Genomic DNA, 14,839 nt, shown 5'->3' with positions numbered 1-14,839 from the left:
GACTTTATCGCCATGAAGAGCGTTTCCATTCTCGGCAGCACAGGCAGCATCGGCACCAGCACGGTGGACCTGTTGCTGCAGGACCCGGAGCGCTACCGGGTGGTGGCTCTGGTGGGCGGCGCCAACGTGGCGCTGCTGGCCGAGCAGGCGATGCGTCTGCGGGCGAGCACCGCCGTGATTGCCGACGAGGGCAGGCTCGGCGCGCTGCGCGATGCGCTGGCCGGCACCGGCATCCGCGTTGCCGCCGGCCGTCAGGCGGTGTGCGCGGCGGCTGCGGAGCCGGCGGACTGGACCATGGCGGCAATCACCGGTGCGGCCGGGCTGGCGCCGACGCTGGAATCGGTGCGCGGCGGACGCACCGTCGCCCTGGCCAACAAGGAAGCTCTGGTGTCTGCCGGCGACGTGATGCTGCGCGCCGTGGCCGAGGCCGGCGCCACGCTGCTGCCGGTGGATTCCGAGCACAACGCGGTGTTCCAGGCCATGGCGGATCGCCAAACGGCGCAGGTGGAGAAGATCGTTTTGACCGCGTCGGGCGGTCCGTTCCGGACCAGCACGCTGGACGAGATGGAGCGCGCCGGGCCGGAGCAGGCTCTGCGCCATCCTGTCTGGTCCATGGGCGCCAAGATCTCGATCGATTCCGCCTCCATGTTCAACAAGGGCCTCGAGGTGATCGAGGCGGCGCGCATCTTCGCGTTGCCGGAAGAGCGGATCGACGTTCTGGTGCATCCGCAATCGGTGGTGCACGGCATGGTGCAGTATGCCGACGGCTCGGTGCTGGCCCAGCTCGGCGCGCCGGACATGCGCATCCCGATCGCCCATGCCCTGGCCTGGCCGGAGCGGATCGCCACCAACAGCCCGCGCCTCGATCTGGCCCAGGTCGCGCAACTCACCTTCGAGACGCCCGATCCGGTGCGGTTCCCGGCGCTGCGTCTGGCGCGCACGGCGCTGCGCGAGGGCGGGGCGGCGTCGGCGATCCTGTCGGCGGCCAACGAGGTGGCGGTGGAGGCGTTCCTGAACCGGCGCATCGGTTTCCTCGGCATCGCCCGTCTGGTGGAAGCGGTGATGGTCCGGATCGGCGCGCAGAGCGCGGATACGCTGGAGGCGGTGCTGCATTGGGATGCGGAAGCGCGCCGCGTGGCCGAAAGCGAGATCGGGACGGTGGGCGTGCGCGCGGCCTGATCTTGTTTCGATTGCTCGAATGAGCATATGATTTGCTCAAGGGAGCAAGGGCTATGTCTCATTCGATGCTGGACAGCGTTCGTCAGGCCTCTTCGCGGCGGATGCCGGCCCATGCCGGCTTCTTCCACGCCGATGCGGTGGACCGGATCGCCCTGATCAAGGCCGGGATCCTGGCCTCCGACGCCAAGATCGTGATCGGCTACGTGTCGGAGAACCAGGGCGAGGCGCTGCGTGCGCTCGATATCGCGCCGGCCACGCTGAACCGGAAGATCAAGGGCCGGGAGCGTCTGGCCGCCGCCGACAGCGAACGTGTGCTGGGCGTGGCCAAGCTGCTGGGGCAGGTGCAGGCAATGGTGGAGGAGGCGGGCGAGCCGGACGGGTTCGATGCCGGGCTCTGGCTGCAACGCTGGCTGGGCGAGGCTTTGCCTGCCTTGGGCAACCGCCGGCCGCGCGACCTGCTCGACACCATCGAGGGGCAATCCCTGGTTTCCGCCACCCTGGCCCGGATCGGCAGCGGCGCCTACGCGTGAGCCGGATCGCGTTCCGGATCGCCGTCGATGCGCGCACCTATCCCGCCGACGATCTGAGCGGTGCCGGGGCGGAGCGGACCGGCGGGCGCTGGAACGAGCCGGGCGTCGCGGTGCTCTACGCGTCGGAAAGCCGGGCGCTCGCCTGCCTGGAAACGGTGGTCCATCTCGGCGCCGGGTCCCTGCCGTTGAACCGCTATCTGGTCGAGATCGCGCTTCCCGACCCGGTCTGGGCGGCGCGGGAGGAGCAGGATGCGGCCGCGTTGCCGGTGGGATGGGATGCGGAGCCGGCCAGCCTCACCAGCATCGGTTTCGGCACGGCATGGCTGCGCAGCGCGCGATCGCCGGTTCTCTGCGTACCGTCGGTGATCGTGCCGGAAGAACGCAACATCCTGCTGAACCCGGCGCATCCGCTGATGGCGGGCGTCGCTGCGCGCAAGATCCGCCGATGGTGCTACGATACCCGTCTGGCGGTGCCGGCCGGACGATGAAACGCATGGTCGCCCTGGAACAGGAGGGGCGGGAAGCGTAGCCTGTGCGGACCGGCGTGCCGGAGACCGTCTGGTCCCTGCGCCGCCGCGGTTCAAGGAAGCCCGTTTCGATGCCCGATCTGCTCCGGACAATCCTTTCCGCCGCCCTGGTTCTGGGCGTGCTGGTGTTCGTTCACGAGCTCGGTCACTACCTCGCGGCCCGCTGGCGCGGCGTGCATGTGGAGGTGTTCTCCATCGGTTTCGGCAAGCCGCTGCTGCGCTGGCGCGACCGGGTCGGCACCGAATGGCGCCTCTGCGCCCTGCCGATCGGCGGCTACGTCAAGCCGCACGGGTTCGAGGGGCCGGAGGAGGCGAGCCAGGAGGTTCGCGCCGCCTGGCTGCCGGGGCGCACCTTCCACGACAAGCCGGTTCTGAGCCGGGCGATCGTGATCGCCGCCGGGCCGGTGTTCAATTTCGGTCTGGCGATCCTGCTGTTCGCCGCCGTGTTCGCCACCAGCGGCCGTCCGGCGGATCAGGCCGACATCGCCGCCCTGCCGCCGGTGGTGGGCGACGTGCTGCCGGGCGGTCCGGCCGCCAAGGCGGGTCTGGTGGTCGGCGACCGGATCCGCAGCGTGGACGGGGCGCCGATCGCCAGTTTCGGCAATCTGCAGCGTCTGGTGGCGGCGAGCCCCGGCCGCACGGTCGAGCTACACGTCACACGCGGCGACAGCGCGCGCGATCTTCGCGCGACCCTGGGTTCGGTGGAGCGGGGCGAGGAGCGGATGGGCCAGCTCGGCATCATCGCCGAGCCGCCGCCGCCAAAGCGCGTCGGCCCGCTGGAGGCGCTGGTCTTCGCCACCCGCTACACCTGGATGGTGATGGAAAGCTGGGTGTCGGGTTTATGGCAGATGGTCACGGGCAACGTACCGATGTCGCAGTTCGGCGGCACGCTGCGCATCGCCCAGATGTCGGGCAAGTTCGCCGCGGCCGGCGCGACCAGCCTGGTCAGCTTCATGGCCGTGCTCAGCATCAATCTCGGCATGGTCAACCTGTTGCCGATCCCGGTGCTGGATGGCGGCAGGCTGGTGTTCTACGCGATCGAGGCGCTACGCGGCCGCCCGGTGTCACGCGGGGTGCAGGAAATCGGCTTCCGTGCCGGCTTCGCCGTGATCGCCACCGTGTTCCTGTTCGCCACGCTGAACGACCTGACCCAGTTCGGGCTGTTCGGCTGGCTGAGGCACATGGTCGGGTGATGTGCATGCCCTCCGGAGGCGGTTTCGTTCCGGGGCGGGCCGGTGCCGCTTGCGCTGCACTCTGTTATTCGGGTAGCTCCGCGATCACGGGTGGTCCGAAACGGTTCCCGGTCGCGGGACTGTTTCGCGATACACCAAAGCGAGCGGCGATCCCCCGTCGGGGAGAGCGTGTCTGGGGGATGGGTCGTCTTGTCCGGTAAACGTTCTGCTCTGCTCGCCTCGGCCTGCCTGCTTCCTTTCGCCGCCGTCGGCCATGCCGGTGCCCAAAGCGGCGCCCAGGCTCCTTCCGCCCATGCTGCGGCGCGCGCGGCGCATAACCGCGCGGCGCGGGCGCATCCCGCGGTGGATCGCGACCTCGCCGGCGGGACGATCCAGTCGATCAAGGTCGAGGGCAACGAGCGAATCGAGACGGGCACGATCCTGTCCTATCTCGTGGTCCAGGCCGGCCAGCCCTTCAGCCAGGAAGAGCTCGACCGCTCGCTGAAGACCCTCTACGCGACCGGACTGTTCCGCGACGTCACCCTGCATCGCGAGGGCGACACGCTGGTGGTGGTCGTGAAGGAGAACCCGATCGTCAACCGCATCTCCTTCGAGGGGAACCATGCGGCCAAGGACGAGGACATCCGCAAGGAGATCGAGCTGCGCGCGCGGGCGGTCTACACGCCCGAGATGGCCAGCCGCGACCGGCAGAAGATTCTCGATCTCTATGCCCAGAAGGGCCGCTACGACGTCACGGTGACGCCGCAGATCATCCGCCTGTCGCATAACCGCGTCGACGTGATCTTCCAGATCACCGAGGGCGAGCTGACGCTGATCCGCAAGATCTCGTTCGTCGGCAACAAGGCGTTCAGCGAGGGCCGTCTGGCTCAGGTGGTGAGCTCCAAGGAGACGGCCTGGTATCGTTTCTTCTCGTCGTCCGACGAGTACAACCCGGACCGGGTGAAATACGACGCCGAGCTGCTGCGCCGGTTCTATCTGCGCAACGGCTACGTCGATTTCAGCGTCACCGACGCTACCGCCGAGCTCTCGCCGGACCGCAAGTCGTTCTACGTCACCTTCACCATCAACGAGGGGCCGCGCTACCGCATCGGCCATATCGAGGTGAAGTCGTCGCTGCGCCATGTGACCGGTGACAGCCTGAAGCAGTACATCCCGATCTACGAGCATCAGTGGTACGACGGCGACGACATCCAGCGCATTTCCGACAATCTGCAGAACCGCCTGCAGGCGACCGGATCGCCGTTCGCCCTGGTGCGTCCGGAGATCGCGCGCAACACCGACAACCACACCGTCGACCTGCTGTTCGACGTGTCGGAAGGCTCGCGCGTCTATGTCGACCGCATCGACGTGGCCGGCAACACCATCACCCAGGACCGCGTGATCCGCAGGCAGTTCGGCTTCGCGGAAGGCGACCCGTTCACCCCGGGCGAGCAGCGCCGCGCCAAGCAGAGCCTGCAGGATCTGGGCTTCTTCAACACGGTGAACGTCGATACGGCGCCGGGCTCCGCGCCCGATCGTGTCAACGTCAATGCCGGCATCACCGAGAAGCCCACCGGCCAGATCACGCTGGGCGGCGGCTACTCCACCGATGCGGGCGTGCTGGGCAATGCCGGCATCCGTCAGAGCAACCTCGTGGGTTCGGGCATCGACGCCAGCCTGACCGGCACGGTGGCGCAGTACCAGAACCAGGTCGATCTGTCGGTCACCGACCCGTATTTCCTGGGCCGCAACATGGTCGCCGGCATCGACCTGTTCAACATCCAGACCACGGGCAACAGCTCGTCGATCCAGAACTACTACGAGACCCGTCTCGGCGGCACGGCGCGCATCGGCTACGCCTTCAACCGTTATCTGTCGCAGTCCTGGAACTACACCGTCACCGATCGTTCGGTGTCGAGCGTCTATACCGCGGCGTCTCTGTACGTTCAGGCCGAGCGGGGCTGGTCGCTGCTGTCGCAGATCGGCACCACCATCGCCTATGATCGCCGGGACAGCCGCGTCGCCCCGCATAGCGGCTTCCTGGTCACCACAGGCGTCGACGTGGCGGGTCTGGGCGGCAATTCGAAATACGTGCGCGGCAAGATCGACGGGTCGTACTACATCCCGCTCGACTACTTCACCGGCAACCATGACTGGTCGATCTCCATCAAGGCCGGCACCGGCTACCTTGTGGATTACGATCACGGTCGTCAGAGCATCGTCGACAACTTCTATCTCGGCGGCGACAATCTGCGCGGCTTCTACGATGGCGGCGTCGGTCCCTATTCCAAGGCGACCAGCCTGCATCCGGCGCAGGACGCGCTGGGCGGCCGCTTCATCTACACGCAGAGCACGCAGCTCAACTTCCCGCTGCCGGTCGGGCCCGATCTCGGCCTGTCCGGACGCTATTTCGTCGACGTCGGCGGTCTGTCCGGCTCGCGTGTCCTGCCGACCAATCCCAAGCTCGATCCGCAACAGGCGATCCTGGGCAACAATCTCCGTCCGCGCGTCGGCACCGGTGTCGGCGTGTCCTGGAAGAGCCCGTTCGGCCTGATCAACGTCGATCTGGGTATCCCCGTGGTCAAGCAGAACAGCGACAAGCAGCAGGTCTTCCGCTTCGGCTTCGGCTCGCAATTCTGAGGTGATGATGTCCCGTTCCTCCCGCGCCGCGCTGGTCGCGGGGCTTCTGCTCGCGCAGGGCCCGATCGCGTCGCTGACTGTCGCCCATGCCCAGCAGGGCGGCTACTTCATGCCGAAGAGCGCCCAGCCTGCGGCCGAGCCCGCGCATCGCCGTGCGCCGGAGCCGCGCGAGCAGCGTGCCGCCGCACCGGCCCCGGCGCCGGCGCAGATCGTTCCCGACAGCCCGGCGCCGGACGATGGCGGCACGCCCGGCCCGCAGGCGCAGCCGGTCCTGCCGCTGCCGCCGGTGCCGAACCAGGCCGAGCTGCCCAAGGGCGCAGCACCGCCGTCGCCGGTGATCGGCGTGATCTCCGTGCCGGAAGTGATGCACGAGTCGCAGGCCGGCCAGCAGGTCGAGAGCGTGCTGGGCGCCCGCCGCGACAAGCTGAGCCAGGATGCGCAGAAGGAACAGGCTGCCTGGCGCGACACCGAGAAGCAGATCCAGGAGCAAGTGAAGGGCGGGCTGAGCCAGGCCCAGGCGCAGGCCAAGGTCCGTGCGCTGCAGCTTCGTGCGCAGACCGCGCAGAAGGAATTCCGCGACCGCAATCGCATCATCCAGGAAGCCGCCCAGGTGGCGATCGGCCAGATCGAGCGCGAACTGGTGCAGGTGATCAAGCAGGTTTCCGCCTCGCGCGGCATGAACCTGGTTCTGCACCGTGAGCAGGTGGCGCTGAACTTCCCGGATTTCGACATCACCGCCCAGGTGATCTCGCAGCTCAACGCGACCCTGCCGTCTGTGTTCATTCCGGCCGACGGTGTGGATCCGGAAGTGCTGGCCAAGAGCGGCACCTATCCGACCACGGCGAATCCGGGTCCGGCGCCGAACACCGTGCCGGTGGCCGCTCCGGTTCCGCCGCAGGCCGCGCCGAAGAAGAAGTAAGCGGATAGCGGGAGCAACGTCATGTCCTCCGCGCAGGCGCAGGGCGTTTCCGGACCGGGAGACGCGCGGTTCTTTTCCCGGTCCGGCCCGCATACGATCGGCGCCATCGCCGCTCATATCGGGGCCGAGCTTCGACCTGTCGTCTCTGGCGGCGGGGACGCCGCTTCGGTCGCACTGTCGTCGGTCGCGCCGCTCCAGGCCGCGACCGCCGAACAGCTGAGTTTTCTCGACAATCGCCGCTATCTGCCGCTGCTGGCCGGGACCGGAGCCGGCGCGGTGATCGTGTCGCCGGCCTTCGCGGACAAGGTTCCCGCGAACACGTCGGCGCTGGTGACCAGCGATCCCTATCTCGCCTGGGCGCGCGCGGCGGCCTTGTTCCATCCCAAGACCGCGGCGCGTCCCGGCATTCATCCCACGGCGCATGTGGAATCGGGCGCCTTGGTCGATCCTACGGCGGAAATTGGCCCGTTCGCGCTGATCAGCGCCGGGGCCGAGATCGGTGCACGTGCGATCATCTCCAACCATGTCGCCATCGGCGCCGGCGTGGTGGTGGGCGAGGATTGCCGCATCGGCAGCCATGCCAGCGTCAGCCATGCCGTTCTGGGCGCCCGCGTGACGTTGCATCCGGGCGCGCGGATCGGCCAGGAAGGGTTCGGATTCGCGGTCGGACCGGCCGGATTCGAGACGGTGCCGCAGCTCGGACGCGTGCTCCTGGGCGACGACGTGGAGGTCGGTGCCAACGCGACGATCGATCGCGGATCGTCGCAGGACACGGTGATCGGCGCGGGCTCGCGCCTCGACAATCTGGTGCAGATCGGGCACAACGTCCGCCTCGGCCGGTGCTGCATCATCGTGGCGCAGGCTGGGATTTCGGGCTCCACCGAGCTCGAGGATTTCGTAACGATCGCAGCGCAAGCCGGGCTGATCGGCCATATCCGCATCGGGCGGAAGGCCAGGATCGGCGCGCAATGCGGCGTCATGGCCGACGTGGACGCGGGCTCCGATGTGATCGGCAGCCCTGCCATGCCGTTCCGAGAGTTCTTCCGCAACGTCGCCACCTTGAGGAGGCTGTCGAAGCGGCCGGCTCCCGCGGACGCAGGCGAGAGCCCGAGCGGTCCGGGTAGTGGCGAGAAACGGGACTGAAGGCCGATGGACGGAACAACAGAGAACGAGCGCGCCGGGTCGGCCCCGGCGACAGGTGGCGTGCCGGCCGAGATCGCCGGTGCCGACGGCCAGACGGTCGACATCCTGCGCATCATGGCGGCGATCCCGCACCGCTATCCGTTTCTGATGATCGACCGCATGGTCGATGTGGTGCTGGGCGAAAGCGCCGTCGGCATCAAGAACGTCACCGTCAACGAGCCGTTCTTCCAGGGGCATTTCCCGCAGCGTCCGGTGATGCCGGGCGTTCTGATCGTCGAAGCGATGGCGCAGACCGCCGCGGCCCTGGTGGTGCTGACCCTGGGTGATGCGTTCGACGGCAAGCTGGTCTATTTCATGACCATCGAGAACGCCAAGTTCCGCCGTCCGGTGGGGCCTGGCGACCAGCTCCGCATCCATGTGGTCAAGGAGCGGCAACGCGGCAATGTCTACAAGTTCCGCGGCGTGGCCAAGGTCGACGGCGTGTCCGTCGCAGAGGCGAGCTATGCCGCCATGATCATGAGCTGACCGGAAAACACCGGAAACATTCCTTGTCTTGGCCGCGCCGCGTGCGCGGCCTAGGACAATCAGCCGATCCCATCCGGCCAGACCGAGCGGAGTTTCCCCGGACCATGGAACCCAATCCCGCCGGGCTCGATCAGCCGCGGCGTTCCGATGTCGCGACCACGGGCGGCATCCATCCCAGCGCGATCGTCGCCCCCGGCGCTCGGATCGGCGCCGACGTGACGATCGGTCCGTTCTGCACCATCGGCGCCGATGTCCGGATCGGCGACGGTGCGACCCTGGTGTCGAATGTGGTGGTGGACGGGCACACCGAGATCGGCGCGGGTGCCACGCTCTACCCGTTCTGCACCGTCGGCCTCGCGCCGCAGGATCTGAAATATCGCGGCGAGCCGACCCGCTGCGTGGTCGGCGCGCGCACGGTGATCCGCGAGAACGTCACCATCCATCGCGGCACCGCCACCGGCGGCGGGCTGACCCGCGTCGGCAGCGACTGCCTGATCATGGCCAACGCCCATGTGGCGCATGACTGTCTGCTGGGCGACCGCGTCATCATCGTCAACAACGTGGTCATGGGTGGCCATGTGGTGATCGACGACGATGCCCGGGTGATGGGCTCGGCGGCTCTGCACCAGTTCGTCCGTATCGGCCGTGCCGCCATGGTGGGCGGCGTGTGCGGCGTCGAGAGCGACGTGATCCCGTACGGCTCCGTGCTCGGCAATCGCGCGCGTCTGGTCGGGCTGCACTGGATCTGGCTGCGCCGCAACGGCGTCGGCGCGGAGGAGATGCACCGTCTGCGTCGCGCCTTCCGCACGTTGTATCCGCGCCAGACTGCCGGGATTGCGGTGTTCGAGGAACGTCTCGCCGCCGTCCGTGCCGAATACGGCGTCGATCCGCGCGTGGCCGAGATCCTCGCCTTCATCGACCAGCCGAGCCGGCGCGGTCTGGTGCGCATCGCCACGCGCGGCGGCTCGGAGGAAAGCGAGGGCGCGTAGGTGTCGCAGTCCGGCACGACCGGTTCGGGGACGCTCGGTATTCTGGCCGGCGGCGGTCCCTTGCCGGGACAGGTCGCCGCCGCCGCCGCCGCGCGGGGCAGGGCGGTGTTCATGGTCGCCTTCCAGGATTTCGCGGAACCCGCCGTGATCACGCCCTGGCCGCATGAGGTGATCCGTCTGGCCGCGGCGGGGCGCATTCTGTCCGCTCTGCGGGCCCATCACTGTGACGAGCTGGTGCTGATCGGCCCCGTGCGCCGACCGTCCCTGCGCGATCTGCGCCCCGATGCCGAGGGCACACGGATCCTGGCCCGGATCGGCCGCGCCTTGTTCGCGGGTGATGACGGTCTGCTGGCCGCCCTGGTGCGCGTGCTGGGCGAGGAAGGCTTCACCGTGCGCGGCGCGCATGAATTCCTGCATGACGGGGTCGGCAGGCCGGGCCCGCTCGGGCTTCACGCGCCCAACGATCAGTCCCTGGCCGATATCGCCCGAGGTGTGGCGGTGGTGCGGGCGCTGGGTCGCCTCGATATCGGCCAGGGCTGCGTGGTGCAGGACGGGCTGGTGCTGGCGGTGGAGGCCCTGGAGGGCACCGATCGCATGCTCGAGCGAGCCGCCTCACTGAAGCAGCCGGGGCAGGGCGGGGTGCTGGTAAAGCTGGTGAAGCCAGGTCAGGACCGGCGTGCCGATCTGCCGACGATCGGGCCGCGCACGGTGCTGGCCGCGCAGGCGGCGGGGCTGGCGGGGATTGCATTCGAGGCCGGCGGTACCCTTCTCACCGATCCGGACGGGTTGCGCCGCGAAGCGGACCGGTCCGGATTGTTTGTCGTCGGGATCGACCCGGCGACCTTGTCCGAGAGGCCCAGCGAATGAGTTCCTACCTGCACACCATGGTCCGGGTGCGAAACCTCGAGAACAGCCTCCGCTTCTATCAGCTGCTCGGCATGCGCGAACTGCGCCGTCGCGAGGTGCCGGACGGCAAATACACCCTCGTCTTCGTCGGCTACGGCGACAATGCGGCCGGACAGGCCGAGATCGAGCTGACCTATAACTGGGGCGAGGATGACGGCTATGAGGTCGGCACCGGTTTCGGCCATTTCGCCGTGGGCATGCCTGACATTCATGCGGCGGTGGAGAAGATCCGTGCTGGCGGCGGCAAGGTGACGCGCGAGCCGGGGCCGGTGAAGTTCGGCACCACCGTGATCGCCTTCGTGGAAGACCCGGACGGCTACAAGATCGAGCTGATCCAGCGCGACTGAGTCCGGCGGCAGGGGCCGGGCTGGCTGTTCCGGCCTCAGCCTTCGCGCAGACGGGCCTCGATTCGTTCGACCGTGCCGATCATCGTGTCGGCCGCGCGTCGGACCGTGGCATCCGGATGGGTGGAAAGACGGTCCGCGTTGAGCAGCGCAGGCGACAAGGAGCCGCGAATATCGTGGCGCAGCTCGGAGGCGGCTTTTCGGGCGGCTGCGAGCGCCTGATCCAGCGCGGCGGCCTCCGATTGGGCCTCCACGCGTCTGCTTTCCGACGCGCGCCAGATCGCGAGTCCGACGCCCATGGCCACCAGGGCCGGAACCACCGCGCGGAGCACGTTTGGAACCGCCAGGGCCAGCATCGCCGCTGAGGCGAGCAGAACCGCTCCCCCCAGAACCGGCAGGAATCGGGTCGGGTGGGAAAGGAATGTCATTTCGACCCATCATCGGCAAAAGCGGGGTCCGGCTCAAGAGTCGGAGGGAAGGGAAACACCGGGTCTCCCGTCGCGTCGCTCCGAATCTCCGAACGCGCAAGCGAGCGATTGACCTTTCGCCGCTGCACCGCCTATAAGCCGCCGCTCTGGAGGCAGCCGCGCGAGCGGCGTGTTTCCGTTATCCGCGTTCGTTCGGTCCGTGCCGTGTCGCCGGGCCACCCTGTTCAGGAGAGTGCAGCCGTGAAGCGCACCTATCAACCGTCCAAGCTGGTCCGCAAGCGGCGCCATGGTTTCCGCGCCCGCATGGCCACCGTCGGCGGCCGCAACGTGCTGGCCTCGCGTCGCGCCAAGGGCCGCAAGAAGCTGTCCGCCTGAACAGCCGGACCGGGAACGCCGGATCATGGCGTCTCCCGGGATACGCCTGAAGCGGCGCGCCGAGTTCCTGCGCGTCGCCGCCAAGGGGGCCAAGGCGCCCATGCCTGGCATGGTGCTGCAATGCCTCCCCAAGGACGACCAGTCGCCTGCGCGGCTCGGCTTCACCGTCACCAAGAAGGTCGGCAATTCGGTCGTCCGCAACCGCACGCGGCGCAAGCTGCGTGAAGCGGCGCGTCTGCTGCTCCGTAATCGCGCTCTGGCCGGCGAGCCGATCCAGGGCATGGATCTGGTGCTGATCGGCCGTGACGGTACGCGCCGTCGTTCCCTGCCTGCGCTGATGGACGATCTGGACCGCGCGATCAAACGCGCGTCCCGTGCCGTCGCGGCGAAGCCTCGCGGCAATCCTACGGACGAACCCGCTCGCGCTGCCGCCACCGAGCCTCGTGGCAGCGCCGTAGACGCGCCATGATCCTCCGCACGCTGCTGCGCGCGCCGATCCGGGCCTACCAGCTTTTCGTGAGCCCGCTGACCGGCGCCAATTGCCGTTTCGAGCCGACCTGTTCGCATTATGCGATGGAGGCGATCGAGCTGCATGGCCCGATCCGGGGGCTGGGGCTTGCGTTCCGGCGTATCCTGCGCTGCAACCCCTGGCATCCGGGCGGCTACGATCCGGTTCCGCCTTCCCGATCGACCCCTTGAGCTGAGAACGGTCCGCCCGCCGATGGACACCAAACGCCTCCTGATCGCGTTCGCGCTGTCGTTCGCCATCATTCTCGGTTTCGAGAAGCTGATGCCGCAGCAGAACCACCAGGCGCTGCGCCACGAGGCGGCCAGCTCCACCAAGAACACTCCGCCGGGACAGGCGCCGAAGCCCGGCACCGATCCGGCCGCGCCCGGCACGCAGCCCGTCGCCATCGTGCCGCCGGGGCCGGAGCATCGGCTGCCGATCGACGCCGACAGCGTGCACGGCTCGATCAATCTGGTCGGCGCGCGTTTCGACGACCTGTTGCTGCGCGGCTATCATGAGACGGTGAAGCCGGACAGCCCGGAGGTCCGGGTGCTGGAGCCGGCGAACAAGCCGCAGCCCAACCTGATCCAGCTTGGCTGGAGCGCTTCGGGCGACGCCAAGGTGCCGGGCAACGACACGCTGTGGACGGCCGACCGCGATACGCTCACCCCCGCGACGCCGGTGACGCTGTCCTGGGATAACGGCGCCGGTCTGGTGTTCCACCTGCTCGTGTCGGTGGACAAGAACTTCATGTTCACCGTGAAGCAGAGCGTCGAGAACCATGGCGCGCAGCCGGTCTCGCTGTTTCCGTGGTCGCGTGTGAGCCGCTCCTACACCCCGGTCGTGACCGGCGGCTATCTAGTGCATGAAGGCCCGATCGCGGTCACCGGCGGCCGGCTGGAGGAGATGTCCTATTCCAAGCTGCGCGAGCGTTCCGCCGATCATGGCGGCACCGCCTGGAGCGCGCCGCAGGCGGCCGGAGACCAGGGGGCCTGGGCCGGGATCACCGACAAATACTGGCTGACCGCCCTGCTGCCGGACCGCAAGGACGCCGTCACCGCCGCTTATCGCTATCTGCCCAACGAAGGCGCCGGCACCTATCAGGCCGATTTCGTCACCCAGCAGCCGTTGAGCGTGCCGGCCGGCGGCACCGCCGAGGTGGAAACGCACCTGTTCGCGGGCGCCAAGGTGGTCCATCTGCTGAACGCCTACGAGAGCGAATACCATGCCCAGGATTTCTGGAAGGCGGTGGATTTCGGCTGGTTCGCGTTCCTGACCAAGCCGATCTTCTATGTGCTCGACTGGCTGAACACGGCGCTGGGCAATTTCGGCGTGGCGCTGCTGGTGTTCACCCTGATCGTGAAGACGCTGTTCTTCCCGCTGGCGGTGAAGCAGTTCCGCTCCATGGCCAAGATGAAGCTGCTGGCGCCGAAGATGCAGGCCGTCCGCGAGCGCCATAAGGGCGATCCGATGGCGATGAACCAGGAGATGATGGCGCTCTACCGCCAGGAAGGCGCCAACCCGGCTGCGGGCTGTCTGCCGATGCTGGTGCAGGTGCCGGTGTTCTGGTGTCTCTACAAGGATCTGCTGGTCACGATCGAGATGCGTCAGGCGCCGTTCTTCGGCTGGATCCGCGACCTTTCGGAGCCCGACCCGACCAACATCTTCAACCTGTTCGGCCTGCTGCCGTTCGACCCGACCAAGCTGACGCCGTTCCTGCATCTGGGCGTGTGGCCGCTGATCCTGGGCGGAACGATGCTGCTGATGCAGCGCATGAATCCGCCGCCGGCCGATCCGGCCCAGGCGCGCTTGTTCCAGATCATGCCGCTGATCTTCACCTTCGTTCTGGCGCGTCAGCCGGCCGGTCTGGTGATCTATTATTGCGGCAACAACCTGCTGACGGTGGCGCAGCAATGGGTGATCCAGCGCCGTACCCGCCTCGGCAAGACGCCCCAGACCAGCGTGGTGAGCAATTGAGCGGCCCGGACGACACGTTCGTTCCGGACGCTCTGACCGCGGAAGAGGAGGCGGCGCGGATCGAGCAGGGCAGGCTGCTGTTCGCCGGCGAGTCGCGCTTCTTCTACGCGGCGCAGCGGATCGACCAGTTGCCCGATCCCGATCTGGGCGAGATCGCTTTCGCGGGCCGTTCCAATGTCGGCAAGTCGAGCCTGATCAACGCGCTCACCGGGCACCGCGCTTTGGCGCGCGCCTCGTCCGAGCCGGGCCGTACCAAGCAGCTCAACTTCTTCTCCGTCGCAGGCCGCATCACGCTGGTCGACATGCCGGGCTACGGCTACGCCAAGGCCAACCGGCAGGTGAAGGAGGATTGGCAAGGGCTGATGTTCGAGTTCCTGCGCGGCCGGCCCACGCTGCGCCGTGTCGTGCTGCTGCTCGACAGCCGGATCGAGCTGAAGGAGAGCGACCGCGAAGCGATGACGCTGCTGAACCGCGCGGCGGTGATCTTCCAGATCGTGCTGACCAAATGCGACGTGCCGAAGCCGGGCGCGCTGGCGGCCAAGCTGGCTGAAACCGAGGCCCTGGCACGCAGCTATGCCGCCGCCTATCCGGTCGTGCTGTGCACCAGCAGCGGCACCGGCGCCGGTATTCCCGAACTGCGCGCGTCGCTCGCTGAGCTTGCGCCGCCCGTCTGAACG

Annotated in this window: 17 protein-coding genes; 16 read left to right on the top strand and 1 reads right to left on the bottom strand. The window is 68.0% G+C overall.

Annotated features, from left to right (window positions below):
• The first annotated feature begins 12 nt into the window (after positions 1-12).
• The 11 genes from dxr (at position 13) to gloA (ending at position 10,877) form a co-directional block, all read left to right on the top strand.
• Positions 13-1,179, top strand: coding sequence for a 1-deoxy-D-xylulose-5-phosphate reductoisomerase (gene dxr, locus ACZ5BM_RS02830; protein WP_498909837.1), 1,167 nt, complete (start codon positions 13-15; stop codon positions 1,177-1,179).
• Positions 1,180-1,232: 53 nt separating this feature from the next.
• Positions 1,233-1,709: an Xre family toxin-antitoxin system antitoxin gene (locus ACZ5BM_RS02825; protein WP_498909836.1), complete on the top strand. Its 477-nt coding sequence runs from the start codon at positions 1,233-1,235 to the stop codon at positions 1,707-1,709.
• Entirely contained in the window at positions 1,706-2,197 is a 492-nt protein-coding gene (locus tag ACZ5BM_RS02820; RefSeq protein ID WP_498909834.1) for an RES family NAD+ phosphorylase, read from the top strand. Before ACZ5BM_RS02825 ends, ACZ5BM_RS02820 begins: the two co-directional genes overlap by 4 nt.
• A 110-nt stretch (positions 2,198-2,307) precedes the next feature.
• Positions 2,308-3,429 (top strand): M50 family metallopeptidase, encoded by a 1,122-nt coding sequence (gene rseP, locus ACZ5BM_RS02815; RefSeq protein WP_498909833.1) that lies wholly within the window; start codon positions 2,308-2,310, stop codon positions 3,427-3,429.
• Between the two features lie 189 nt (positions 3,430-3,618).
• Positions 3,619-6,048, top strand: coding sequence for an outer membrane protein assembly factor BamA (bamA, locus tag ACZ5BM_RS02810; RefSeq protein WP_498909832.1), 2,430 nt, complete (start codon positions 3,619-3,621; stop codon positions 6,046-6,048).
• Positions 6,049-6,052: 4 nt separating this feature from the next.
• Positions 6,053-6,967, top strand: a complete 915-nt coding sequence (locus ACZ5BM_RS02805) for an OmpH/Skp family outer membrane protein (RefSeq protein WP_498909831.1) — start codon at positions 6,053-6,055, stop codon at positions 6,965-6,967.
• 21 nt (positions 6,968-6,988) lie between these two features.
• The gene (lpxD, locus tag ACZ5BM_RS02800) at positions 6,989-8,110 is read left to right on the top strand and encodes a UDP-3-O-(3-hydroxymyristoyl)glucosamine N-acyltransferase (RefSeq protein ID WP_498909830.1); all 1,122 of its coding nucleotides are present in this window, start codon (positions 6,989-6,991) and stop codon (positions 8,108-8,110) included.
• Positions 8,111-8,116: 6 nt separating this feature from the next.
• Positions 8,117-8,635, top strand: coding sequence for a 3-hydroxyacyl-ACP dehydratase FabZ (gene fabZ, locus ACZ5BM_RS02795; RefSeq protein WP_498909828.1), 519 nt, complete (start codon positions 8,117-8,119; stop codon positions 8,633-8,635).
• Between the two features lie 104 nt (positions 8,636-8,739).
• The gene (lpxA, locus tag ACZ5BM_RS02790; protein WP_498909827.1) at positions 8,740-9,624 is read left to right on the top strand and encodes an acyl-ACP--UDP-N-acetylglucosamine O-acyltransferase; all 885 of its coding nucleotides are present in this window, start codon (positions 8,740-8,742) and stop codon (positions 9,622-9,624) included.
• Positions 9,625-10,491 carry an LpxI family protein gene (locus tag ACZ5BM_RS02785; RefSeq protein ID WP_498909826.1) on the top strand — a complete coding sequence of 289 codons (867 nt, stop codon included), beginning with the start codon at positions 9,625-9,627 and terminating at the stop codon, positions 10,489-10,491.
• Entirely contained in the window at positions 10,488-10,877 is a 390-nt protein-coding gene (gene gloA, locus ACZ5BM_RS02780; RefSeq protein WP_498909825.1) for a VOC family protein, read from the top strand. Before ACZ5BM_RS02785 ends, gloA begins: the two co-directional genes overlap by 4 nt.
• A 35-nt stretch (positions 10,878-10,912) precedes the next feature.
• On the opposite strand, the gene ACZ5BM_RS02775 is transcribed toward gloA, so the two are convergent.
• The gene (locus ACZ5BM_RS02775; protein WP_498909824.1) at positions 10,913-11,302 is read right to left on the bottom strand and encodes a hypothetical protein; all 390 of its coding nucleotides are present in this window, start codon (positions 11,300-11,302) and stop codon (positions 10,913-10,915) included.
• A 240-nt stretch (positions 11,303-11,542) separates the two neighbouring features.
• Here ACZ5BM_RS02775 and rpmH point away from each other — a divergent pair, with 240 nt between their 5' ends.
• The 5 genes from rpmH to yihA are packed head-to-tail and all read left to right on the top strand — an operon-like array spanning position 11,543 to position 14,836.
• Entirely contained in the window at positions 11,543-11,677 is a 135-nt protein-coding gene (gene rpmH / locus ACZ5BM_RS02770; RefSeq protein WP_307137708.1) for a 50S ribosomal protein L34, read from the top strand.
• A gap of 25 nt (positions 11,678-11,702) precedes the next feature.
• Entirely contained in the window at positions 11,703-12,146 is a 444-nt protein-coding gene (rnpA, locus tag ACZ5BM_RS02765; RefSeq protein WP_498909823.1) for a ribonuclease P protein component, read from the top strand.
• Positions 12,143-12,376 carry a membrane protein insertion efficiency factor YidD gene (gene yidD / locus ACZ5BM_RS02760; protein WP_498909822.1) on the top strand — a complete coding sequence of 78 codons (234 nt, stop codon included), beginning with the start codon at positions 12,143-12,145 and terminating at the stop codon, positions 12,374-12,376. Before rnpA ends, yidD begins: the two co-directional genes overlap by 4 nt.
• 22 nt (positions 12,377-12,398) lie before the next feature.
• On the top strand, positions 12,399-14,162 hold the full coding sequence (yidC, locus tag ACZ5BM_RS02755; RefSeq protein WP_498909821.1) for a membrane protein insertase YidC: 1,764 nt from the start codon (positions 12,399-12,401) through the stop codon (positions 14,160-14,162).
• The gene (gene yihA / locus ACZ5BM_RS02750; protein ID WP_498909820.1) at positions 14,159-14,836 is read left to right on the top strand and encodes a GTP-binding protein; all 678 of its coding nucleotides are present in this window, start codon (positions 14,159-14,161) and stop codon (positions 14,834-14,836) included. The genes yidC and yihA overlap by 4 nt, the downstream gene beginning before the upstream one ends.
• The last annotated feature ends 3 nt before the right edge of the window (positions 14,837-14,839 follow it).

The organism is Lichenicola sp. GTC18331, from assembly GCF_055386855.1.
Note: the sequence above shows the minus strand (reverse complement) of the source record. Positions and strands in the feature narration are given on the sequence as shown.

Bases quoted from the DNA above. Each gene is read 5' to 3' on its own strand.
- dxr (WP_498909837.1), top strand. From the start codon at position 13: ATGAAGAGCGTTTCCATTCTCGGCAGCACAGGCAGCATCGGCACCAGC.
- ACZ5BM_RS02825 (WP_498909836.1), top strand. From the start codon at position 1,233: ATGTCTCATTCGATGCTGGACAGCGTTCGTCAGGCCTCTTCGCGGCGG.
- rseP (WP_498909833.1), top strand. From the start codon at position 2,308: ATGCCCGATCTGCTCCGGACAATCCTTTCCGCCGCCCTGGTTCTGGGC.
- ACZ5BM_RS02805 (WP_498909831.1), top strand. From the start codon at position 6,053: ATGATGTCCCGTTCCTCCCGCGCCGCGCTGGTCGCGGGGCTTCTGCTC.
- lpxD (WP_498909830.1), top strand. From the start codon at position 6,989: ATGTCCTCCGCGCAGGCGCAGGGCGTTTCCGGACCGGGAGACGCGCGG.
- fabZ (WP_498909828.1), top strand. From the start codon at position 8,117: ATGGACGGAACAACAGAGAACGAGCGCGCCGGGTCGGCCCCGGCGACA.
- lpxA (WP_498909827.1), top strand. From the start codon at position 8,740: ATGGAACCCAATCCCGCCGGGCTCGATCAGCCGCGGCGTTCCGATGTC.
- gloA (WP_498909825.1), top strand. From the start codon at position 10,488: ATGAGTTCCTACCTGCACACCATGGTCCGGGTGCGAAACCTCGAGAAC.
- ACZ5BM_RS02775 (WP_498909824.1), bottom strand. From the start codon at position 11,302: ATGACATTCCTTTCCCACCCGACCCGATTCCTGCCGGTTCTGGGGGGA.
- rnpA (WP_498909823.1), top strand. From the start codon at position 11,703: ATGGCGTCTCCCGGGATACGCCTGAAGCGGCGCGCCGAGTTCCTGCGC.
- yidD (WP_498909822.1), top strand. From the start codon at position 12,143: ATGATCCTCCGCACGCTGCTGCGCGCGCCGATCCGGGCCTACCAGCTT.
- yidC (WP_498909821.1), top strand. From the start codon at position 12,399: ATGGACACCAAACGCCTCCTGATCGCGTTCGCGCTGTCGTTCGCCATC.